We start from the raw sequence: 23605 nt of genomic DNA, 5'->3' as shown, positions 1-23605 counted from the left end.
GAGATTTTTTACGCTGCAAGATTATGGACTGTCTTAAAAATTATACCTACAATATTGAATTGATTTACAACTGTTTTACGATTGTTTTGATAAAATTCTGATTATGAGCGATATAAACCTGATAGACAAAGAATTACTGGAAATCCTGAAAAAAGAAGTAGCCCAAAAAGCAGGGCTTGGCCAGACTGAAAACTGGACACAGAAGGACTATGAGTTTTTAGTATTTTTTATAGAAGAAAAATCAGGTGTAAAAATCAGTCTTACAACTATTAAGCGTATCTGGCGCAATGAATATAACCGATTGCCACATATTGCTACTTTAGATGCCCTCAGTCAGCTTGTTCATAATAAAGATTGGTTAGTTTTAAAACTGGCCTCAACAAAATTACTTGATAAAACAAGTGAGTTGCCATTAACTGAAAGCATCCTTACTAACTCTAAACTTCAGTTTGAATCCCCGAGACGGAATTTTTCTTTTTTATGGGTAATTGCAGGCCTGTTTTTAATAATATCAGTTACGTTTTTTGCTTTTAAAGACAGGCTTCTGAAAAAGGTCATTAATCCCTCTATTGTTCAGTTCTCAGCTAAAACTTCAGTTGATAATACTGTACCTAACACTGTTGTTTTTACTTATAATATTGATTCGGTTGACGCTAAGAAATTTTATATTCAGCAATCGTGGGATACAAGACGGAGAGTAGAAGTATTTAAAGGGAATCATCAATTGACTGATATTTATTACCTGCCAGGTTATTACCTTGCAAAACTGATAGCAGACGATTCTGTTATCAGGGAAATTCCGGTGCATATCAAAACCACCAATTGGGTAATTGCGGTACATCAGAATAAAACTGAAAATAAAATACTGCGTTCTGCCGACTGGCTTCCTAACGGTATTGTAGGCGTAAGCGAAAAAGTTTTGGTTAATAATAAAATAGATATTACTGAGCCTTTCTTCCTGACTTTCCATGATAGCAGAGATTTTAAAATTGATGGTAACAATTTTGTTTTTTCTTCCGATTTCAAGATAGATTCAACGGGTATAGTCTGCCCTACCACTGCATTATTATTAAAAGGCGAATATGAATATATGTACATTAATATCGGAGCAAAAGGTTGTGAGAGTGATATTAAAATGAGCATAGCCGAAAGGAAATTCGACGGTAAAAATATGGATTTAACAGCCTTTGGCACACATTTCTATACATGGCAGAATATTCACGTAACAAATCAGAATCAAACGATTATTATTAAACTAAACGGCAAAGAAATCTTTAAAACCACCTATACCAGGTCTTTAGGTGAGTTAAAAGAAATAGGCTTTATTTTTAAAGGAAACGGAGCTATTAAACAGACAAAAGTTCTTAAACTTTAATTGTACCTTAACTCAAATAATGCTTCTTAATTATTATTTCTTTAATTGCAACCTCCTGTCTCGGCCTTAAACACCGTCCCTTTTTCAGCCTTAAAACCTGGTAGCAGATTAATGGTAGCAGACTGATAATTTACCGTTGTACCAATACCTTCTATATAATTAGCAGCATTCATGCTACCTCCTATGGCAAATGTCTGTATAGTTTGCCCTCCGGCTACTATATCATTGAACGGATGATTGAGTGTCAGGTTTTGCTGGCAATTTCCTAAAATACTGATTAGATAATCTTCTGACTCACCCACTGTATAAGGTCCGCATGGCAAAGAGGCTTCTTCTTCCATGCTCAGGATTACTCTCATACGGGTATATGTCTGTGTGACAAACGTATCAGGAATTATAAATGAACCAGAGATTTGCCCTCCAGGCACTGAATCCTGTGTCATGAAGACTCTATCTGTTGTTTCGAAAATACCGTTCTTATTAAAATCTATCCAGATAGAGGCGTGAATATAAGGACCTCCTGTATGACCCGGATAAATTGTGAAATTTTGTACCTCGCCCTTATTGAAATTACGAATCGGCTTGAAATAAAGCATTTGTACGTTTGGAGGGGAGCAACCTGAATTCAGTGTAAAAAAAATATTATTAAAATTAACTGCCTGAATCTTTACCTGCCAGCTTTCACACGGATAAGTATAACTCACAGAACAGTATTCAACGGGAGGTTGGTTATTAGTAACAAAAGTAGAAGTAGTAAAAATAGAGCAATCGACCTTTACACGCCAATCATATGTGGTATTTGCCACAAGACCAGTAATAATGAGTCCCTCTTCTTTCGTTATTTTAGTTATCCAGGTACTTGATGAGGTAGGTTTGTATTCGACCACATAATCACCTTTCCCTACCGGATGATCCCATAAAAGATGCGCGCTATTTTTATATATATTAATAACGGAAAGATTAACAGCAGGTTTTTTACTACCCATACAGGCTTGTACTCTTTTTCTTATCAGATTACCGGGCAAAACCCCAAAACCATTAAACAAATTAAAACTATCTCCTCCTATATCATAGTAACTCATGATAGTGCCTCCCAATTCAGGAAATGGGTTCAGATTACAAGCTCCTCCGTTTCCTGGTCCTTGCTCAATTGTCCAGTAATTATCAAGCGCACCACAGGGCCATAAGCAACTATTTGTATGTGGTGATCCTAAATTATGCCCTATCTCATGCGTAATCACCTTGACAGCCCTCGAATAGGTAGGTACTTCTACTACAGTATCACCTATGCCTGTAGCCACAGACCACCCTTTACTACATAATACATCTATTTCGCCCATGCCACCCCCTAAGGGCCGACTTGACAATAGGTGAGCAATATGTCCATTAAAATTCCCACCTATATTTTCAGTTAAATAAGTACCAAAAGCATGATAAAGCTGGTAAAAATTAACTGTATATGGTGTCATAAAAGGCTCATCAGTATCCCAGATTTTAAGTTCCGAAATCTGTACATCTATCAATTCACGGTCATATAAGACTATCACTTGTGTAAATAAATGAGTGACAAAATTAGTGGCCGACACCATATTGGAATCTTGATCTTTATATATCTGGTAGTCGGCTTCTAAATGAATCAATACCGGATTACAGGCCTGGGCACTATCGCGGACGGGAGCAGTACTACAGGAATTAACGTCAGCTACTTGTCTGAGTTTTTCTTCTTTTGCCCCGCACTCAAAAGTATTTTTCTGTAGCAGGTCTTTATCATTATACAATACATAATTTTCCGATTTCCTGATTTTACCTAAAACATAATTGCCGTCTTTATTAGAGATAAAGCCGCTTATTACTCCATCGCTAATGCTTAAAGCTACTAAAGAATTAGGGTCACCTTTAATAATACCCTTATAATGAATAGGTTTAATAAAAGGCACTTCCTGATTGGCAGCATTTAATAATCTGAACTGTGGGCCATATATATTGACGGGAATTAATTCTAACTCAAAAGCATTTCCATCAGAAGAGGGAACAGCCAGATTCAGAAAAGGAGCCTGTTTCTTCGAAAGCTTGACTAATTCAGCTTTATTTATCAAAAACTCTGTGGCTGAAGTATTGGCTACCAGGCTATTTTGATGAAGAGATGGCTTAGGTGAATAAAAAAGTGGGAAAGATTCTAATGAGGTTGATTGTTTTTTTGCCAGATTTACTTCTTTATAAATTTTATGTTGTGCCTGACTACAAAAAACAAAGAATAAAAAGCTTATCAACAAAGACTCCGCTTTTTTCATGACAATAGGTTAGTTGAAATAAATGAATAAAAAACACAATACTTTCATTAGTAAGAACAAACCATATGAACTATACACAAAAGAAATACTGTTGAAAATAATAATAGAAAAATACAGTACTATGAACCCGTTGATTTATTATGGCGTTGTACTTAAACCACTCTGAATCACCAAGTTAAGTCATAAACTTTATTCTTTCAACAATTTATGAAATATTATTTTCAGGTACTTATTGTCTATTGTTTTCTGAAATTTCCAATTGCAAATGATACTTATACCCACCCCTCAGGAGTTTAGTTACAAGGAATTAATAAAGTTCTTATCCCGTAACGAAAAAGAGTGCTTGCATCGCATTAAGGACGATACGATATATAAAGTTTTAGAAATAGAAAACGAATTAGTTTTATTCTCCGTTTCCTTTGATAATGGCCTTGTAGTTAGGATTCATACTGAAAATCAATCACCTTTTGTTAATGATATAATTAAGAATTACATTGAAGATTGGTTTGATTTGACTGCCGACCTGAAGTCTTTTTATGAAATAGCGCGTCAAGATACAATTCTTCACCAGCTCTGCCAGAAATACCACGGGCTTAGAATGGTAGGGATGCCCAATCTGTTTGAGTCATTAATCTGGTCTGTCATCGGACAACAAATTAATCTCAATTTTGCTTATTCTTTAAAACAGCGATTAGTTCAGTCATTCGGTAAAAGTATTACGTTTGAAGGACAAACCTTCTATGCCTTACCAACACCCGAAACATTAGCCTGCCTGCAGATTGAAGATTTTCGACCCTATCAATTCAGCAAAGGTAAGGCACAGTATATCATTAATATATCTAAAGCATTTGCAGAAGGTACAATATCTCAACAAAATTTGTCATTGCTTTCTTATGATGAAATTAAACAGCAATTGACGGCCATAAAAGGGGTGGGAAACTGGACGGCAAATTATTCAATGATGAAGAGCCTGAAGAGCTATGACGCTTTTCCGGTTGAAGATGTGGGTCTGCATAATGCTATAAAAAATCAATATGGTCTGGAGGCTAAACCAACCATTGCAGACTTACACCAGATGTCGACACAGTGGATTGGTTGGCGAGGATATGCTACTTTTTACTTCTGGCATTCGTTACTTGGTTAAAAAAATAGCAGATGCCCAACACATCTGCTATCGCACTATAATTTATATTCAACGGTTTAATTACAACATCGAAATTTCTGTCTATATCTTAACCGCAACTGAGCTTTTTATGAAAGTTACTGATTATTAGTTGTTTTACAACATTTCTACAGGTTGGATTTCTTTCTTTTCTTCTGGTAATATAAAATTCATAGCTTTTTCTACTTTTTCAGGCAATAAAGCTATGTCTAAAACTTCCTGCACATAATCTACATAATGAAAAGTTAATCCTTCAGTATAGCCTGCCCCTACTTCCTCTACATCTTTTCGGTTTTTATAGCACATGACAATTTCCTTTATACCGGCACGTTTAGCCGCCAGAATTTTCTCTTTAATACCTCCAACAGGTAATACCTTTCCTCTCAGCGTTATCTCACCTGTCATAGCTAAATTTTGTTTCAATTTTCTTTGAGTAAAAATAGAAGCCATTGAGGTAACCATAGTAATCCCTGCTGATGGCCCATCTTTTGGTACAGCCCCTTGCGGCACGTGTACGTGCAGGTCGTAGTTCTGGAAAATACGATAATCAATACCAATTTCATCGGCATGTGATTTCAGATAAGACAAGGCTGTTACTGCCGATTCTTTCATTACATCGCCTAATTGCCCCGACAAAGTCAATTGCCCCCTGCCACGGCTCAGGCTTGATTCAATGAACAGAATATCTCCACCAACCGATGTCCAGGCCAGACCTGTTACCACACCTGCTGTTTCATTACCTTCATATAAATCATGGTCAAATACCGGAGCACCTAACATTTTCTCTACATGCTCTGCTTTTACCAGTTTAGGATACTCCTCCTGCATAGCAATTGCTTTAGCTATTTTTCTAACAAGGGTTCCTATCTGTTGCTCCAAACGTCTTACACCTGATTCTCTTGTGTATCCTTCAATTACTTTCTGAATTGCCTTATCATCTATTTTCAAGTCTTTTACTTTAATACCATGTTGCTCGAGTTGCTTAGGTACGAGGTGTTTCTTGGCAATTTCAATTTTTTCTTCTACAGTATAACCCGAAATCTCAATGATTTCCATTCTGTCTCTTAAAGGAGGCTGAATGGTATCTAAAGAGTTGGCAGTAGCGATAAACAATATCTTTGAGAGGTCGTAGTCAACCTCTAAGTAATTATCTTTGAAGGATGAGTTTTGCTCCGGGTCTAATACCTCCAATAAGGCAGAAGACGGGTCACCACGGAAATCGCGGGAAACTTTGTCAATCTCATCCAATACAAATACAGGGTTAGAGGCTTTAGCCTTTTGCAGGTTCTGAATCACCTTACCAGGCATGGCACCGATATAGGTTTTTCTATGTCCACGAATTTCGGCTTCATCATGCAATCCTCCTAAGGCCATTCGTACATAATTACGGCCAAGAGACTTGGCAATTGATTTACCCAAAGAGGTTTTACCGACCCCCGGAGGACCATACAAGCACAAAATCGGTGCTTTCATATCGCTTCGCAATTTCAGCACGGCCAGATATTCAATGATGCGCTCCTTTACTTTATCCAGTCCTGAATGGTCAGCATCTAAAATTTTCTTGGCACGTTTCAGGTCAAAATTATCCTTGGTATATTCACTCCAGGGCAATTCTATCATAGTTTCAGCATAAGTAAGAGATACCCCATACTCAGGTGCCATTGAATTCATACGTAGAATCTTATTCAGTTCTTTATTGAAATGCTCATTTGCTTCTTTGCTCCATTTCTTTTTCGCTCCTTTAGCTCTCAGCTTTTCTACTTCCTGATCAGGGGTTTCCAGACCCAGTTCCTCCTGTAATACCTTTATTTGCTGACGCAGGTAGTATTCCCTTTGTTGCTGGTCTATATCGAGACTGGCTTTACTTTGTATGTCACGCTTGATTTCCAGAACCTGAATTTCCTTCATCATGTGTTCAAGCAGTTTGTGTGCTTGCTCGCTACCATCAAAAGTCTCTAACAATAATTGCTTTTCGCTGATTTCAATATTCAGATTTGATGATAAAAAATGGGTTAAGAAACTCGGACTATCAATATTACTGATAGCCATCTGAGCATCTTTCGGTATTTCAGGATTCAGATTCAGAATTTTATAGGCAGCCTCTTTCAGGCTCTGAATCAGAGCCTTGATTTCCTTTTTACGAACACTTGGGAAATTATCAGGGATATACCTTACCGAAGCAGTTAAATGCGGCTCAGTCTGATTGTATTTTAATATCTCAAAACGACGGCGTCCTTGAATAATAACAGTTACATTACCATCTGGCAACACTATCATCTTTAAGATAGTAGCAATAGTACCTACTTTATATAAATCTTCAGGAGTTGGCTCATTGGGTGTATGGCGTATCTGTGCTACAACACCGATAGTTTTATCAGTACGATAAGCCTTTTTAACCATTTTAATGAATTTTGCACGGGTAACTGTAACAGGGATTACAATACCGGGGAACAAAACAGTATTTCTCAGGGAAAGAAGTGCCAGGTCTGTTGGTAAATTATTTTCATTTTCCATCACTTCATCAGGTGAAGCGATTTCAATCATTTCAACGTTTTCTACGTCTTGGCGTGCCATTACAAGGCTTGAGATTAGTTCACGATTCATGTACCACAAATTTAGATTCGTTATACGATTTCTTTTATACGAAGAAATCATTTCCTATTACAGCAAATATTATTATTAAAAACTACTAATCTCTCTGCATACTTTAAAAATGGCTATAAATGAAATAAATTCATCTGCCAGATTGTCAGAGTGAAAGTACAAAACGTTTTGAATAATAAAAAAATTTATTCGTTTTTTTTATAGCTCAAACCTGATGCCAACCCGGGTAGTATGGCATTGTGGCAGGTAAATTCATTAAATCTTCTTTCGTTTTGAAAACCTTGCAGGATTATTGGCTATTTTTGATTTATTTTGATTTCTATTCTGACAAAAATGTAAACTCATGAAAAAAGTATTGTTGCTCGTTTTTCTACTTATCAACACGTTATCCACATTTGCACAAAAAACACCGGATTTTCTTACTAATTATAACCAACATTGGGTGGATTCTGTTTTCGCTTCGCTTACATTAGAAGAAAAAATTGGACAGCTTTTAATGCCACGGGGTAATACCTCAGGGCAAGGGTATAATTTTGATAAACTCAAAAAATGGGTAAAAGACTATAAATTGGGTGGTCTGGTATTTTTTGCAGGCCAGCCTACAACACAAGCGCGCATTGTAAACGAGTTGCAGGGAATGTCTAAAGTGCCAATGCTTATAGGTATGGATCTGGAGTGGGGTTTAGCGATGCGTCTGGACAGCACCGTCCGTTTCCCTTATCAGATGACTTTAGGGGCTATGCTCGGAAAAGAATCCGAAATCCGGGAAATGGGGATCGAAATTGGTCGTCAATGCCGAAGAATGGGTGTGCATATCAATTATGCCCCTGTTGTTGATGTTAATAATAACCCAAATAACCCGGTTATTAACTTCCGTTCTTTTGGTGAAAATAAATATGATGTAGCAGGCAAAGCCTTAGCTTATATGCAGGGCATGAATAGTGAACGGATTCTTACCTCTGCCAAGCACTTCCCTGGTCATGGTGATACAGGCGTAGACTCACACTACGATTTACCTTTGATTACACATGATAAAAAACGTCTGAATGACATTGAGCTATATCCCTACCGCATTTTAATGAATAGCGGTTTAAGTGGAGTAATGACTGCTCACTTGAGTATTCCAGCATTAGATTCTACAAAAAATTTAGCCTCTACCCTATCGAAAAATATAGTTACAGATTTGCTTCGTAAAGATTTAAATTTCAAAGGTCTTGTATTTACCGATGCTATGGATATGCAGGGAGCAGTGAAATATTTCCCGAACGGACAAGCAAATGTGAAAGCTATTTTATCCGGCAATGATATATTAGAAACTTTTGAAGATGTACCTGCTGCGATAGCCGCTATTAAAACTGCTATTCAAAACAAGGAAATATCAATGGATGAAATTGACTTCAGAGTGAAGAGAATTCTGATGGCGAAATCGTGGGTAGGCCTTGATCATTATAAACCGATTCAGATTGAGAACCTGATTAAAGATTTGAATACGACTAATTCTGATGTATTGAATCGTCAGTTTGCTGAGGCTTCTGTTACTTTAGTGAAAAATGAAGATAATATTTTACCAGTAAAAGATTTGACGAAGAAAATTGCGGTAGTTTCTATAGATGCCAGCCAGATTACAACTTTCCAGAAAATGGCGATGAATTATACTTCGGTTGATAATTTCCTGATACCTGCTAATGCGGCCGATTCTACGATTAACAGAGTAGTAGAGCAAACTAAAAACTATGATTTGATAATAGTCGGTGTACATTTAAACAATATTCGTCCGGCGGCTAAATACGGTGTAACAGATGCCAACAAAAAAGCCGTAAAAGCCTTTACCAATACAGGCAAAGCAGTGGTTACGCTTTTTGGCAACCCTTATGCGCTTGATAAATTTGAAGAATTAGAAAAAGCAAAGGCAATTGTGATGGCTTATCAGCTAACCAATTATATGGAAGACGCTTCGGCGCAAGCTATTTTTGGAGCTATTCCATTTATAGGCAAGTTGCCTGTAACGGTTAATGAAAAGTATCCACTGGAATTAAGTATTCAGACCAAGTCAATAGGTCGCCTGGCTTACGGTGTACCTGAAATGGTTGGTTTGAATAGTGAGGTATTCAATGTTAAAATGGATTCGGTAGTGAATTTAGGTCTGAAAGAAAAAGCCTATCCGGGTGCGGTATTAGAAGTAGCCAAAGAAGGCCGGGTGATTTATCATAAAGCTTTTGGGTATCATACTTATGAAACAGGTAAAGCAAGTGGCGATACCTTTAATGATTTAGTGCTCAGAGCAGACAATAAAAATGATGTAATGGACGAAAAGGTGAAAAATACGAGTTCTAATTTAGTTTTAACTACCCCAGCTAATAAAATATCTAACGGAAAAGTAAAACTAACCGATTTGTATGACCTGGCGTCGGTAACTAAAGTAAGTACTTCATTACTGGCGGTGATGCAATTGATGAGTGCAGGCAAGTTTGATTTGGATAAGACCTTCAAAGATTATTATGCCGAGTTTGATAATTCAAACAAGGCCAATCTAAGATTCAGAGATATGCTTACCCACAAATCCGGGTTAAAGGCCTGGATTCCTTTCTGGATGGATGCCATAGATTCTGTAAAGAGCGTTCGAAATAGCCCGGTATTTAAAGAGAAGTATGCGCAGAAATACAAGAAAAAGTTTTTGATGGGCAGGAAGAAATATAATGCTTTGCTCATGAAAGCAATTAAAGAAGACAAAAATTTATGGAAAGAGACACTCTCGTCTAACACTTTGGTATTGAAGAAGAATACACTTTCTAATAAACCATCTGCTGAATATCCTGTACAAGTAAGCGATAGCTTGTGGCTACATAAAGATTGGAGAGAGAAGATTTTCCAGGCCATTGAAGATTCTCCTGTAAAACCGGAACAAGGTTATGTATATAGTGATTTACATTATTATACTTATCCGACTTTTATGTCGCGCATTACTGGTATGCCTTGGGAAGATTATCTGAAACAAACCTATAAACAATTAGGCGCCAATTCTCTTACTTATAATCCGCTGCGCTTCTATCCAAAATCGCAGATTGTACCAACCGAAAGAGATACCTTATTCAGAAAAACCTTGATTCATGGACGTGTTCATGATGAGGGTGCGGGGATGTTGGATGGTATTTCAGGCCATGCCGGTTTGTTTGGTAATGCCAATGATTTATTAAAACTGATGCAAATGTATCTGCAAAAAGGAAGCTATGGTGGCACCCAGTTCATCAAGCCGGAAGTAGTAGAAGAATGCACCAGATATCAGTTCCCTGAATTGAAAAACCGCAGAGCCATTGCCTTTGATAAAATAGATTTTAATCCGAAAGTGGCTAATGGCCCTACGCTGGCAACTCCTGAAAGCTATGGACACTCAGGCTTTACGGGTACATTTGTATGGGTCGACCCTAAGTATAACTTTGCTTATGTGTTCCTATCGAACCGTGTGTATCCGACCCGTGACAATGTAAAAATCAGTACGCTGAATATCAGAACAGCCATAGGCGACGAGATTTATAAAATAGTAAAATGATGCGGCAGACCTTGCTGTATAGCTATACGTAAGGGTTTATTTCTTAGAAAAATGCAATATCTTACATACAGGAAATTTGCCGATGTTGAGCTATTCCGGTTTGGTTATGCTCCCATCGGCAAGCCTTGGTTTAATGTGTACTGTTTTATTTTAGATAATGTATTAATTGATACCGCACAGGCGCATTGTAAGGAAAAAGTAAGCGTTACTTTTCAGCACAAAAACATTGAAAAGATTTTGCTGACGCATTTTCATGAAGACCATTCGGGCAATGTAACTACGCTGGCGCATGAACATCAGGCTGAGGTTTTCGCTCATCCGCTTACGCAAGAGAAAGTAAAGCAGGGGTTTGATTTATATTTGTATGAGAAGGTATTATTCGGGCAGGTAAAGCCATATACCAAACAAATACACGATTTTCCGGTAATTATTGAGACTCCACACCATAAATTATTGCCCATTTATACACCCGGGCATGCCGACGACCACACCGTTTTTTTAGAACCTGAAAAAGGCTGGCTTTTCTCGGGCGATTTATTTGTAGGCATAAAAATCAGGATATTCAGAAAAGGAGAAAAATTCTGGCAACAGGTAGAATCTTTAAAAAAGGTGCTTCAATATGATTTTGATGTGCTTTTTTGCGGGCATCACCCGAGACTAAAGGAAGGGAAACAGCAATTACAGGCAAAATTGCAGTATTTTGAAGACTTTGGCGGGAATGTCAGAAATATGCATCAGAAGGGGCTTTCGGTAAAGGAAATCATTCAAGCGATGCATTTGCGCGAGAATCATTTGGTGAGAATACTGGTATCTAATGATGTTTCTGTGAGATATATGGTTGAGGCGGCGATAGGCATTGAGTGATTATTTTGTCTTGAACTTTGATTTAGCGGTCCGCCGCCGCGGCTGATTGACCTGATTGCACTGATTTTACTTAAAATTCTGATTTATTTACTGATAAAACCCATATTCATAATAACGATTAATATATTGATTTAATGGCTGAATTTCAGCGAAATCATTTAATCAGCCGCGGCGGCGGACCGCTAAATCAAAGTTCAGACAAAATCATTCAAATCACTAAATAAATATTGCACCCTGTAAACTTAATCTTCAAAAACCATGAATCGTAGAAATTTTGTACACACTACGGGCTTAACTTTAGGTGCCCTCACTTTATCAAACAAAGAATTATTAGCCAATCTATTTGCACAAGACCCTTATAAATTGAAGGATTTGCGCGGTGGCGTTGGTGTTTTTACTGAAAGAGGCGGTACTATTGCCTATTTAATTACTCCTTCGGGCATAGCTGTGGTAGACTCTCAATTTCCTGAGCAATCTACTCACCTGATTGGAGAATTGAAAAAGAAGTCTGATAAACCTATTCAATTATTGATTAACACCCACCATCATGGCGACCATTCGGGTGGTAATATCTCTTTTAAAGGTATTGCTGAACACGTGGTAGCGCATGCAAACTCTCTAAAAAACCAGAAGGCCGTTGCAGAAAAAAACAAGACTGAAGACAAGCAGTTGTACCCTGACATGACATTTACCGATACCTGGAAGCAAAAGGTTGGTAAAGAGACGATTAAAGCACATTATTTCGGTGCAGGCCATACAAACGGCGATAGCTTAATCCATTTTGAAAATGCCAATATAGTGCACATGGGCGATTTGCTTTTCAATCGTCGCTACCCGTTTGTTGATCGTTCGGCAGGTGCTTCTGTTAAAAGCTGGATTACGGTTTTAGATAAAGCATTGAAAACTTTTGATAATCAGACCCTATTTGTATTTGGTCATGCTTTTGACCCTGAGAAAATAACAGGTAATAAAGATGATATAAAAGTGTTTCAGGATTACCTTTCTAAGTTATGGAATTTTGTAGACGGAGAGGTGAAAGCGGGCAAGTCGAAAGAGGAAATTCTAAAGGTGACGGCTATTCCGGGTGTGACAGAAATGCAGGGAGATGGGATTGCCAGAAGTGTACAAGCCACTTACGAAGAGATAACGGGAGCATAAAAAGTCTTAGAATTGCCATAAAGCAACCTTAGAAAAGTACAAAAAAGTATGATTTTCAAAATTTTATTCTAAAATGTTTGGTTTTAAAAAATGGTTTCGCTTACATTTGTACAGAAATGATTCGCATTTAGCGAATATTCGCAAATAGAGAAATTTATTCATGAGCCCAAATAAAGTCATTATCGTGCCAATTATTCTCCTGCTAAATAAGTAGGTGAAGAAGGACGCGCGACCATAGCTTAAGCCTTCTTCACAGAGTGGAGAAGGCTTTTTTATGAACAAACGCATTTATACGACTTAAATACAACACAAAATCACAATGACCGCTCTTAACAAATACAGCCGAACACTTACCCAAGAAGTAACAAATCCTGCTGCCCAAGCCATGCTTTATGCTATTGGTTTGACAGAAGAAGACATGGCTAAACCACAAATTGGTATTGCCAGCACAGGTTATGAAGGAAACCCTTGTAATATCCACCTGAATGGTCTTTCAGTTCATGTAAAAAAAGGTGTTCAGGAAAATGGAATGGTGGGGCTGATTTTTAATACTATCGGGGTATCTGACGGGATGACCAACGGAAACGATGGGATGAGTTATTCGTTGCCAAGCCGTGATATCATTGCAGATTCAATTGAAGATGTGGTTTCGGCACAGTGGTACGACGGTGTGATTACAGTTGTAGGTTGTGATAAAAATATGCCAGGTGCTATGATGGCCATTGCTCGCCTGAACCGCCCTGCGATATTGGTATATGGAGGTACAGTAAAATCAGGACATTATCACGGACAGAAATTGGATATTGTTTCAGCTTTTGAAGCATTGGGTAAAAAGTTTGCCAACAATATTTCTGATGAAGATTATAAAGGAGTCATACAAAACTCAATTCCGGGTCAGGGAGCTTGTGGTGGTATGTACACTGCCAATACCATGGCTTCATCTATTGAAGCGATGGGCATGAGCTTACCCAACAGCTCTTCTTACCCTGCGACACACGAAGGCAAAAAAGCAGAATGCGTGGCTATTGGAGCAGCAATGAAAAATCTGTTAGAAAAACAGATTCTGCCACGCGATATTATGACTCGCAAAGCCTTTGAAAACGCAATGACTGTTGTAATAGCGTTAGGAGGTTCTACCAATGCCGTATTACACTATATCGCAATTGCTTCTTCGGCGGGTATTCAATTTACTTTAGATGATATTCAGGCGATTTCAGACCGTACGCCATTATTAGGTGACCTGAAGCCATCGGGTAAATATTATATGGAAGATATATTGGCAATAGGCGGAGTACCGGCAGTAATGAAATATCTATTGAAAGTTGGCTTGCTTCATGGCGATTGTATGACAATTACGGGTAAAACTGTTGCTGAGAATCTGGAAGAAGTTGTTGATTTGGATTTCAGCACACAAAATATGATTAAACCTATTTCTGATCCGATTAAAGCAACAGGTCACTTACAGATTTTGTATGGTAATCTGGCTGAAAAAGGTGCAGTGGCTAAAATTACCGGAAAAGAAGGTGAAAGATTTGAAGGTATTGCCAAAGTATGTGAGCGTGAAGAAGAGGTGATTGAGTTTTTGAGCAAAGGAGAAATCAAACCGGGTCATGTATTAGTAATCCGTAATGAAGGCCCTAAAGGCGGTCCGGGAATGCCTGAAATGTTGAAACCAACCTCAGCAGTAATGGGTGCAGGTCTGGGTAATTCAGTAGCCATGATTACAGACGGTCGTTTCTCAGGCGGTACACACGGTTTCGTGGTAGGCCACGTAACTCCGGAAGCTTTCGATGGTGGTACAATAGCTCTGGTAAAAGACGGGGATAAAATTACGATTGATGCAGTTGACAATAAACTGATTCTACATATATCAGACGAAGAATTAGCAGAACGCAGAGCAGCATGGCAACCAAAAGAGTCACCATTTACAAGAGGAGTATTAAGAAAATATATCAAGAATGTAAGTTCAGCCAGCGAAGGCTGTGTAACAGACTTATAATCAAGAATCTATGGATGATTTTATAAAGAAATTTGCCCGGAAATATCTGAATATGGAAGTTCGCCGATTTAATGTCATGAACTCTCCTTTTGCCTTAATCAAACATTTACTGGAATCACATAAGGTTGATTTATTGCTTGATGTCGGCGGATTTATCGGGACTTACGGAGAAGAAGCAAGAGAAATGGGTTATAAAGGCAAAATCGTATCGTTCGAACCGATTAAAGCCAGTTTTCAAAAACTCAGAGCTAAAGCAGATAAAGACCCTAACTGGCAATATCATAATATAGGTATCGGCACTGAAAGTGAGGAACTGACCATTAATATTGCCGGAAATTATGCCAGTAGCTCGCTTTTAGGGATGCACAAAAATCAGACAGATTTAGCACCTGTGGCGGCTTATCAGGATACCGAGAAAATTCAGATTAAACGACTGGACGAGGTAATCACACCGGATATAGCCAAAGGATATAAATCTATCTATCTGAAAATTGATGTGCAGGGCTACGAATTGAATGTACTGGAAGGAGCGAAAGCTATATTACCATACATCAACGTGATTCAGGCTGAAATTTCATTTGTGACTTTGTACGAACAAGGTCCATTATACAATGAAGTAATCAGCAAATTGGATGAATTGGGTTTTGAATTATTTACGATTCTGCCCGAACTGAAAGACCCTAAAGACGGGAGACTGATGCAAGGTGAGGGAATCTTTGTAAAAAAGAAAAACCAAAAATAAAGGACTTACAACAAACAATCAATGATACTTTAAAAACCATTCTGACATGGGAAATTTATTAGAAGTAGAAGCCAAACAAGAAACGTTTTCTATCAATCTTGAGCAGCCTCAAAAGAAAGATTTTCTTTCGGGAGCTCAGGCAATGATGGAGTGTTTGTTAGCCGAAGGAGTAGAAACCATTTTTGGTTATCCCGGTGGCGCTATCATGCCAACTTACGATGCCCTCTATGACTATATTGATCGACTGAATCATATTCTGGTTCGTCATGAGCAAGGAGCAGGGCATGCCGCACAAGGCTATTCGCGTGTCAGTGGAAAAACAGGTGTTTGTCTGGTAACTTCCGGTCCTGGTGGTACCAATCTTATTACACCTATTGCCGATGCTATCATTGATTGTACTCCATTGGTTTGTATTGTAGGTCAGGTTAAATCAACATTGCTTGGTACGGATGCTTTTCAGGAAACGGATATGATTGGTGTTACCACGCCAGTTTGTAAATGGAACTATCAGATTACAAGCCCTGATGAAGTACCTGAAATCATGGCAAAGGCCTTTTATATTGCCCAAAGCGGCAAGCCGGGTCCTGTGGTAATAGATTTTACCCGTGATGCACAGGCGGGCAAAATGACCGAAAAATTTGACTATAAGAAGGTCAATAAACTGGTTACTTATCGTCCACGCATTGTTCCTAAACAGGAGCAGATAGAAAAGGCTGCTGAGTTAATCAGTAAAGCTAAACGTCCTTATATTTTGTTCGGACATGGCGTATTGATTGCTGATGCTATGCAGGAATTATTGGAGTTTGTAGAAAAAACAGATATCCCTTGTGCAAGTACATTATTAGGGCTTTCGGCTATGCCTATCGACCACCCAAACTATATGGGTTGGTTGGGTATGCACGGCATGTATGCGCCTAACGTGATGACAGACCAGTGCGACGTATTAATTGCCATTGGTATGCGTTTCGACGACCGTGTGACGGGAGATTCAACCAAATTTGCGAAACAAGCACGTATTGTACATATAGAGATTGACCCTTCAGAAATTGAAAAAATCAAGAAAACCGAAGCCCCAGTAGTGGGCGACGCAAAAGAAGCCTTGAAAATGCTGATGCCTTTGGTAAAGAAAGGAGATTTTACAGGGTGGAAAAATGAGTTCAGGAAACTGGATGCCAGAGAACACCAGAAAGTAACGCTCCGTGATTTAAAAGGTGAAGGCAAGATTAAAATGGCCGAAGTAGTAGCCATGCTTTCGGACAAAACCAACGGTGAAGCCTGTATCGTGGTTGACGTGGGTCAACACCAGATGGTGACTGCTCGTTATTACCAGTTCCGTAAGCCTCACTCTTATATTGCTTCAGGTGGATTAGGCACCATGGGCTTTGCTATTCCGGCTTCATTCGGTGCTAAAATGGGAGCACCAGACCGTGAAGTAGTAGGTATTATTGGTGATGGTTGTTTCCAGATGACGATTCAGGAATTAGGAACCATTGCACAGAGCGGTCTTGCCGTGAAAATGATAATTCTGAATAATAATTATCTGGGTATGGTTCGCCAGTGGCAACAATTATTCTTCGATAACCGCTATTCTTTTGTAGAGCTAAAGAACCCTGATTTCATCACTATCGCTAAAGGCTTTGGTATTGAGGGACATACTTGCGATGAAAGAGAAAACCTGAGCGATTCGTTAGATAAACTTCTCAAATCAGACAAAGCTTATCTTTTAGAAGTATTAGTAGAAAAAGAAGAAAACGTATTCCCGATGGTTCCGGCAGGAACGAGTGTATCGGAGATACGATTGGAATAATTGAGTGATTTAGTGAATGAGTGATTGTCTTGAACTTTGCCGCGACGGCGGACCGTTTTAACTGATTTGTGTGATTAGATTGATTATTATGCTAACTCTAATGAAAGCTACAATTCAGATAAATCATTTCAATCTGTTAAATCATAGTTCAGACAATTTAATCACTCATTCACTAAATCACTCAATAAGTCTCATTCACTCATTCACGATTTTCATTCATGACAACATACACTATTTGCGTATTTACCGAAAATAGCATCGGATTACTCAACAAAATCACAATCATATTTACCAGGCGAAGAATCAACATTGAGTCTTTGACTGTCTCGGAAACTGAAAGGAAAGGCATTTCTCGTTTTACGATTGTGATTAAACACGATAAAAGAGAAGAGGTAGAAAAACTCGTACGCCAGATTCGGAAGGTTGTGGAAGTATTAGCTGTTTTCGGCTATCTCAACGAAGACATCGTTTACAACGAAATTGCTCTCTTCAAAATCTCAACTCCTATTGAAGGCAAGGTAATAGATGTAGAGAACATCAATAAAGTGCATAAAGCATGGGTAGTCTATTGGGGACTCGACTACGTAGTTATTGAAAAAACAGGTACTGAAAGAGAGATTTTCGACTTTTTCAAGTATATCAAGCCCCATGGTATCATTGAGTTCGTACGATCAGGAAGAGTAGCGGTTGGTAAAACGCCACAAGGTTTGATAGAGTACCTTCCTGAAGAAATTGCTGAATGGGAGTATTATTTATGATATTTTGTCTTGAACTTTGATTTAACTGATTAAATGATTTCACTGAAAATAAGATATAGATTAGTTTTTTGATTAAACGATGTGGTTATTATTGCTAATAGTAACGACTGATTTATAAAAGAAATAAAAGTCAGCGAAATCATAAAATCAGTTAAATCAAAATTCAGACAAAACAACCAAGGCAAAATGGTTAATGAGAAATACAAATACTCTGATATTACCTCGAAAATCATTGGTTGTACGATAGACGTTCATAAAATATTAGGAAATGGTTTTCAGGAGGTAATTTACCAAAGGGCTTTAGAAGTAGAATTTTGTCGAAATAAAATTCTTTTCAATAGAGAGTTTGAAATGCCAATATCTTATAAAAATGAAATTATTGGTACAAGAAGAGTAGATTTTTTAGTGGAGGATAAAGTAAGTGTTGAGTTAAAAGCTATTATCAAACTGGAAAATGTACATTATGCTCAAGCTATCAATTATTTAGAAGCTTATAATCTTGAAGTTGGTTTGCTGATAAATTTTGGTAGTGAAAGCTTAGAAATGAAACGATTAATGAATTCAAAGTATAAATCATCTTGAACTGTAATTGACCTGATTAAATGATTTCATAAAAACAATCAGTGTAATCATAAAAATCAGTTAAATCAAAGTTAAGACAAATAGTAATAACACAAAACAAAACAATAAAATGGCAAAGTTAAATTTTGGCGGTGTTGAAGAAGAAGTAGTAACCCGCGAAGAGTACCCTCTCGAAAAAGCAAGAGAGTTTTTGGGAAAACAAACCATCGCTGTGATTGGCTACGGTGTACAAGGTCCAGGTCAGGCAATGAACATGCGTGACAACGGATTCAATGTAATTGTTGGACAACGTCCTGGCAAAACCTATGACAAAGCAGTAGCTGATGGTTGGGTACCGGGCAAAACACTTTTCAACATTGAAGATGCATTAAAAAAAGGTACAGTTATTTGTTTCCTCTTATCTGATGCAGCTCAAATCGCTTTGTGGCCAACCGTAAAAAAATACCTTAAAAAAGGTAAAACTCTATATTTCTCACACGGTTTCGGTATCACTTATAGCAAAAAGACTGGTATCAAACCTCCAAAAACTGTCGATGTAGTATTAGTAGCTCCTAAAGGCTCTGGTACATCTCTTCGTCGCTTGTTTGTAGAAGGCAAAGGTCTGAACTCAAGCTTTGCTGTGTATCAGGATGCTTCAGGCCATGCACGTGAAACAGCAATTGCCATGGGTATTGGTGTAGGCTCTGGGTACTTGTTTGAAACTGATTTCTACCGTGAAGTAACTTCTGACCTTACAGGTGAAAGAGGTACCTTAATGGGTGCTATCCAGGGTATTTTCGCGGCTCAATACGAAGTGCTACGCGAAAACGGTCACTCTCCATCAGAAGCTTTCAATGAAACTGTAGAAGAGTTAACTCAATCGTTGATGCCATTAGTAGCAGAAAACGGTATGGACTGGATGTACGCCAACTGTTCTACTACTGCACAACGTGGCGCATTAGACTGGTGGAAACCTTTCCATGATGCAACTAAACCTGTTTTCAAGAAATTGTATCAAAGCGTAAAATCACAAAAAGAAGCTGCTCAATCTATTTCACGCAACTCTCAACCTGATTACCGTGAGAAATTAGAAGTTGAATTAGCAGAATTACGTGATTCAGAAATGTGGAAAGCAGGTGCAACTGTACGTAGCTTGAGACCGGAAAGAAACTAATTCTTCATTTAATAAGATTACATATGGAATGAGTAGGTAAAAAATACCTACTCATTTTATTTTTTATTACATTTGGCAAAAATTCCAGCACAAAAATGTGTGTTAACTGTTAATTTACTATCAATTAAAATCGGTTAAACCATCATTTAACCAATGACCACCATCAACAAAACCGTGTCAGAAAAAACATTAATCTTTCCAGACATCGACAATATGTATGTCGCAGCCGAAAGGCTTGAAGACGTAGCTACACATACGCCATTAATGCACAATTTGAACCTTTCAGAACGTTATGGGGCTGATATTTATCTCAAACGTGAAGACTTACAGGTGGTGCGTTCTTATAAAATCAGAGGTGCCTACAACAAAATGGCCAGCCTTTCGGAAGAACAGTTAGCCAAAGGAGTAGTTTGTGCCAGTGCTGGAAATCATGCACAGGGTCTTGCTTATGCTTGCAAAAAAATGGGAGTAACCGGTACTATTTTTATGCCTACCACAACCCCGGCTCAGAAAATCAAGCAGGTAGGCATGTTTGGGAAAGAGTTTGTGAAGATTGAACTGGTGGGTGATACTTACGATGATGCCTTTTTTGCTGCCAAAACTTTCTGTGAAGAACAAAATGCTACTTTTATTCACCCGTTTGATGATTTACAGGTAATTGAAGGGCAAGGAACAGTAGGGCTTGAAATCTTTAAAGACTCCAATTTTAAAATAGATTATCTAATTTTTGCCATTGGTGGTGGTGGCCTGGCATCTGGTGTATCTACTGTTTTTAAACAGTTATCACCAAAGACTAAATTAGTGGCAGTTGAGCCATTGGGTTCACCAACTATGAAGAAGGCTTTGGAAACCGGGCATGTTGTAACGCTGGATGAAATCAACAAATTTGTAGATGGAGCGGCTGTGAAACGTGCCGGAGATTTGACTTTTGAAGTCTGCAAACAAAACCTTAATCACGAAATTCTACTGATCCCTGAAGGGAAAGTTTGTTCTACCATTCTTGAATTGTATAATGAAGAAGCCATAGTAGCCGAACCCGCAGGTGCTTTATCAGTTGCTGCTTTAGATTTTCTGAAAGATGAAATCAAAGGCAAAAACGTGGTTTGTATCATTGGTGGAGGGAACAATGATATTACGCGCACAGAAGAAATAAAAGAGCGTTCACTGCTATATGAAGGGCTGAAACATTACTTCATTATCCGTTTCCCTCAACGTGCCGGAGCGTTTAAAGAATTTCTGAATGATGTATTAGGACCTACCGATGATATTGTATTATTTGAATATAACAAAAAGACTTCCCGCGAACGAGGACCCGCCCTGGTTGGAATTGAGCTAAAAAACAAAGCAGACTATCAACCGCTGGTTCAGCGTATGAAAGACCATAATATCCAGTTTGAATACATTAACAAAAAACCCGATTTATTTGAGTTTTTAATTTAGACCCTCTTTAAACAAATTCATAATATAGGACAAGACACTATTCCGTCTTACCTTTGTAATTCAAGAAGACCTTTTTATTTGAATGTATTGGATATTTCTGCTACTTTTTCTATTATTCATCTGGCAAATCCACCGAAATGCGGCCTACATTTCTGAAAATCTGAGCGATTATGGTCTGAAATGGTTTCTTGGTTTGGTTTCCTGTATCATTCCAACGGGTTTTTTATTATCTAAATTCAACCTCATTAACCAGCCAGTCTACTGGGGTGCTTCGGTTAATGTGATAGCGACTTTGTTTCATGTTCTTTTCCGGCAAATTGCCAATAATCACCATTTCCACTTAAAGACGGGATTCCAAGGCTTAAAGAATGAATTTGTAGTTAACTGGAATAACCAATCTGCTCTCAATAAGATTTCCTTAGGGATTCTGTTTATAGCTGTACTTATTACAGCTACCCTAAACCTGATTATTTCATTTGTTACTTTTCCGAATGAATGGGATAGTATGACCGGGCACTTGGTGAAATGCGCATATTATCTGCAAAATGGCAATATGAACCGCCTCCAGGGCACAACCTGGACGATTGATTTTTATCCGAATTCATTGCCTACTTTACAGATATTCTTTTATCATATATTAGGGGAAAAAGGCTTTAAATTCATTCATTATTTATCTTATTGGGCTTTTGCCTTATCAAGCTATGGCATTGCTCATAAAATCTCCAAAAACTTTATTGCTTCGCTTTTTGTAGGGTTGATAACACTTTTGCTACCTACAGCATTGGTACAAGCTACCACTACCGAAACCGATATAGTGCTGAGTGCTTATTTAGGTATTCTGACATATTCTCTGTTTTCATTCAAGCAAAAGCCGACCCCACTTAATATTATCCTGATAGCGTTAATATCGGGTGTCTGGATTGGGCATAAGGTAACCTTTTTATTAATCGCTCCGGCCGCTTTTGTGGTGACAATCTATGCAGTTCTAAGAAAGAAAGAATTTTATAAAAATATTAACCTTTTTGTGAGTAGTTTCATGATTAGCATTGCTATTTATGTATTACCGACGGGTTATATTGGCAATATTCAAGAAGTAGGGAAATTTCGTTTAGGAAGTCTTTCAGCGCCACCAATGGTAATGAAATGGCACGGAGTTGAAGATTTTAGCGGGAAAGATAAAATCAAAAATATTGCACTAAATATTGGCCGTTATTCTTCCGATTTTTTAAATCTTGATGGTCTCAGAAGTACAGAAACAGGTAAGAAAATCAATGATGCCTTCCGCTATATTCCCGATAAGATTTTAGGTAGTTTAAACATGGAAGGAGACAGATTCACGGTAGTATCCTATTTCTCTTTCGATCATCCGATTCGTTTCTATGTTGAAAGACCATATTGGGGTATCATTAGTTTTGGTATGGTGTTACCTGTTACCCTGGTGCTTCTTTATCATTTTGTCAGAAATTATCGGACAATTAATACTACTCAAAAAAGTATGCTCATATTAATATTGGCAGCTATATTACATTTTCTATCATTGAGTTATTCAGCGCCTTACGACCCCATTAAAGCGAGATATTTCCTGAATATGGCTGTCTGGTGTACGCCTTTATTGTTTGCATTTTACCTTTTATCTGAAAAACATAAAATCTGGCAATATTGGCAATTGCTTTGTTGTTTCATAGTGAGTCTTTCGGCGTTTTGTAGTATTTCATTTACACGCGTTCACCCAATATTTGCCCAGAAGAATATATTCAATATGTCTCGCATGGAACAGGTGACATTGGCCCGTCCGGATATTTATGATGCCTACAAGAAATTTGACGAAATGGTGCCTAAAGACGCCATTGTTGCCCTGGGTACACAACAAGAGCATGAAGATTTTGAATATCCGCTTTGGGGGGCAGAATTTAAACGCAAATTGATTCCTATTCACCCATTCCGTAGCAGAGTAAAACCTATTCCGGCCGAAGCTGAATATCTGTTCTATTCTAAAGGCGTCCTCCCCTATCAGGAAGGAGACATTGCCCTCGGATTAGGCGATGCTCATAAAGATACTCCCGTAGAAGAAAGTGCTTTCTTCCTACGTAAATTGAATCTTCAAACTGTAAAAGCCCAATAAA

The 23605-nt window shown here is 38.1% G+C and carries 15 protein-coding genes; 13 read left to right on the top strand and 2 right to left on the bottom strand.

Translation table 11 applies throughout. From position 1 onward, the window contains the following. Positions 1-103 precede the first annotated feature (103 nt). Positions 104-1375 carry a hypothetical protein gene (locus tag H1R81_RS09325; RefSeq protein WP_181840437.1) on the top strand — a complete coding sequence of 424 codons (1272 nt, stop codon included), beginning with the start codon at positions 104-106 and terminating at the stop codon, positions 1373-1375. A gap of 41 nt (positions 1376-1416) precedes the next feature. Here the strand turns inward: H1R81_RS09325 and H1R81_RS09320 are convergent, their stop codons facing one another. Continuing rightward, entirely contained in the window at positions 1417-3666 is a 2250-nt protein-coding gene (locus H1R81_RS09320) for a GEVED domain-containing protein (RefSeq protein WP_181840436.1), read from the bottom strand. A gap of 265 nt (positions 3667-3931) precedes the next feature. On the opposite strand from H1R81_RS09320, the gene H1R81_RS09315 reads away from it, so the two are divergent. Continuing rightward, positions 3932-4810: a DNA-3-methyladenine glycosylase gene (locus tag H1R81_RS09315; protein ID WP_181840435.1), complete on the top strand. Its 879-nt coding sequence runs from the start codon at positions 3932-3934 to the stop codon at positions 4808-4810. A 135-nt stretch (positions 4811-4945) separates the two neighbouring features. On the opposite strand, the gene lon is transcribed toward H1R81_RS09315, so the two are convergent. After that, complete coding sequence (gene lon / locus H1R81_RS09310) at positions 4946-7432, bottom strand: endopeptidase La (RefSeq protein WP_181840434.1); 2487 nt, start codon at positions 7430-7432, stop codon at positions 4946-4948. 343 nt (positions 7433-7775) lie between these two features. Between lon and H1R81_RS09305 the strand changes: the two genes are divergently transcribed. The 11 genes from H1R81_RS09305 (at position 7776) to H1R81_RS09255 (ending at position 23604) form a co-directional block, all read left to right on the top strand. Continuing rightward, positions 7776-10979 carry a glycoside hydrolase family 3 N-terminal domain-containing protein gene (locus H1R81_RS09305; protein WP_181840433.1) on the top strand — a complete coding sequence of 1068 codons (3204 nt, stop codon included), beginning with the start codon at positions 7776-7778 and terminating at the stop codon, positions 10977-10979. Positions 10980-11030: 51 nt separating this feature from the next. Beyond that, on the top strand, positions 11031-11843 hold the full coding sequence (locus H1R81_RS09300; RefSeq protein WP_181840432.1) for an MBL fold metallo-hydrolase: 813 nt from the start codon (positions 11031-11033) through the stop codon (positions 11841-11843). A 258-nt stretch (positions 11844-12101) separates the two neighbouring features. Continuing rightward, the gene (locus H1R81_RS09295; RefSeq protein ID WP_181840431.1) at positions 12102-13001 is read left to right on the top strand and encodes an MBL fold metallo-hydrolase; all 900 of its coding nucleotides are present in this window, start codon (positions 12102-12104) and stop codon (positions 12999-13001) included. 319 nt (positions 13002-13320) lie between these two features. Further along, positions 13321-15000, top strand: a complete 1680-nt coding sequence (gene ilvD / locus H1R81_RS09290; protein WP_181840430.1) for a dihydroxy-acid dehydratase — start codon at positions 13321-13323, stop codon at positions 14998-15000. Between the two features lie 10 nt (positions 15001-15010). Continuing rightward, positions 15011-15742 carry an FkbM family methyltransferase gene (locus H1R81_RS09285; RefSeq protein ID WP_181840429.1) on the top strand — a complete coding sequence of 244 codons (732 nt, stop codon included), beginning with the start codon at positions 15011-15013 and terminating at the stop codon, positions 15740-15742. Between the two features lie 46 nt (positions 15743-15788). Next, complete coding sequence (ilvB, locus tag H1R81_RS09280) at positions 15789-17549, top strand: biosynthetic-type acetolactate synthase large subunit (RefSeq protein ID WP_181840428.1); 1761 nt, start codon at positions 15789-15791, stop codon at positions 17547-17549. Positions 17550-17767: 218 nt separating this feature from the next. Further along, positions 17768-18307: an acetolactate synthase small subunit gene (gene ilvN / locus H1R81_RS09275; RefSeq protein ID WP_116985660.1), complete on the top strand. Its 540-nt coding sequence runs from the start codon at positions 17768-17770 to the stop codon at positions 18305-18307. 186 nt (positions 18308-18493) lie between these two features. Continuing rightward, the gene (locus H1R81_RS09270) at positions 18494-18889 is read left to right on the top strand and encodes a GxxExxY protein (protein WP_181840427.1); all 396 of its coding nucleotides are present in this window, start codon (positions 18494-18496) and stop codon (positions 18887-18889) included. 109 nt (positions 18890-18998) lie between these two features. After that, a complete protein-coding gene (gene ilvC, locus H1R81_RS09265; protein WP_181840426.1) occupies positions 18999-20042 on the top strand; it encodes a ketol-acid reductoisomerase in 1044 nt (347 codons plus the stop codon). A 153-nt stretch (positions 20043-20195) separates the two neighbouring features. After that, on the top strand, positions 20196-21482 hold the full coding sequence (gene ilvA / locus H1R81_RS09260) for a threonine ammonia-lyase (RefSeq protein ID WP_181840425.1): 1287 nt from the start codon (positions 20196-20198) through the stop codon (positions 21480-21482). Between the two features lie 82 nt (positions 21483-21564). Then, a complete protein-coding gene (locus tag H1R81_RS09255) occupies positions 21565-23604 on the top strand; it encodes a hypothetical protein (protein WP_181840424.1) in 2040 nt (679 codons plus the stop codon). Position 23605: the final 1 nt, after the last annotated feature.

The sequence above is a fragment of the Emticicia sp. BO119 genome (genome assembly GCF_013912375.1).
Classification (GTDB): domain Bacteria; phylum Bacteroidota; class Bacteroidia; order Cytophagales; family Spirosomataceae; genus Emticicia.
This window is presented reverse-complemented; position numbering and strand designations above follow the sequence as displayed.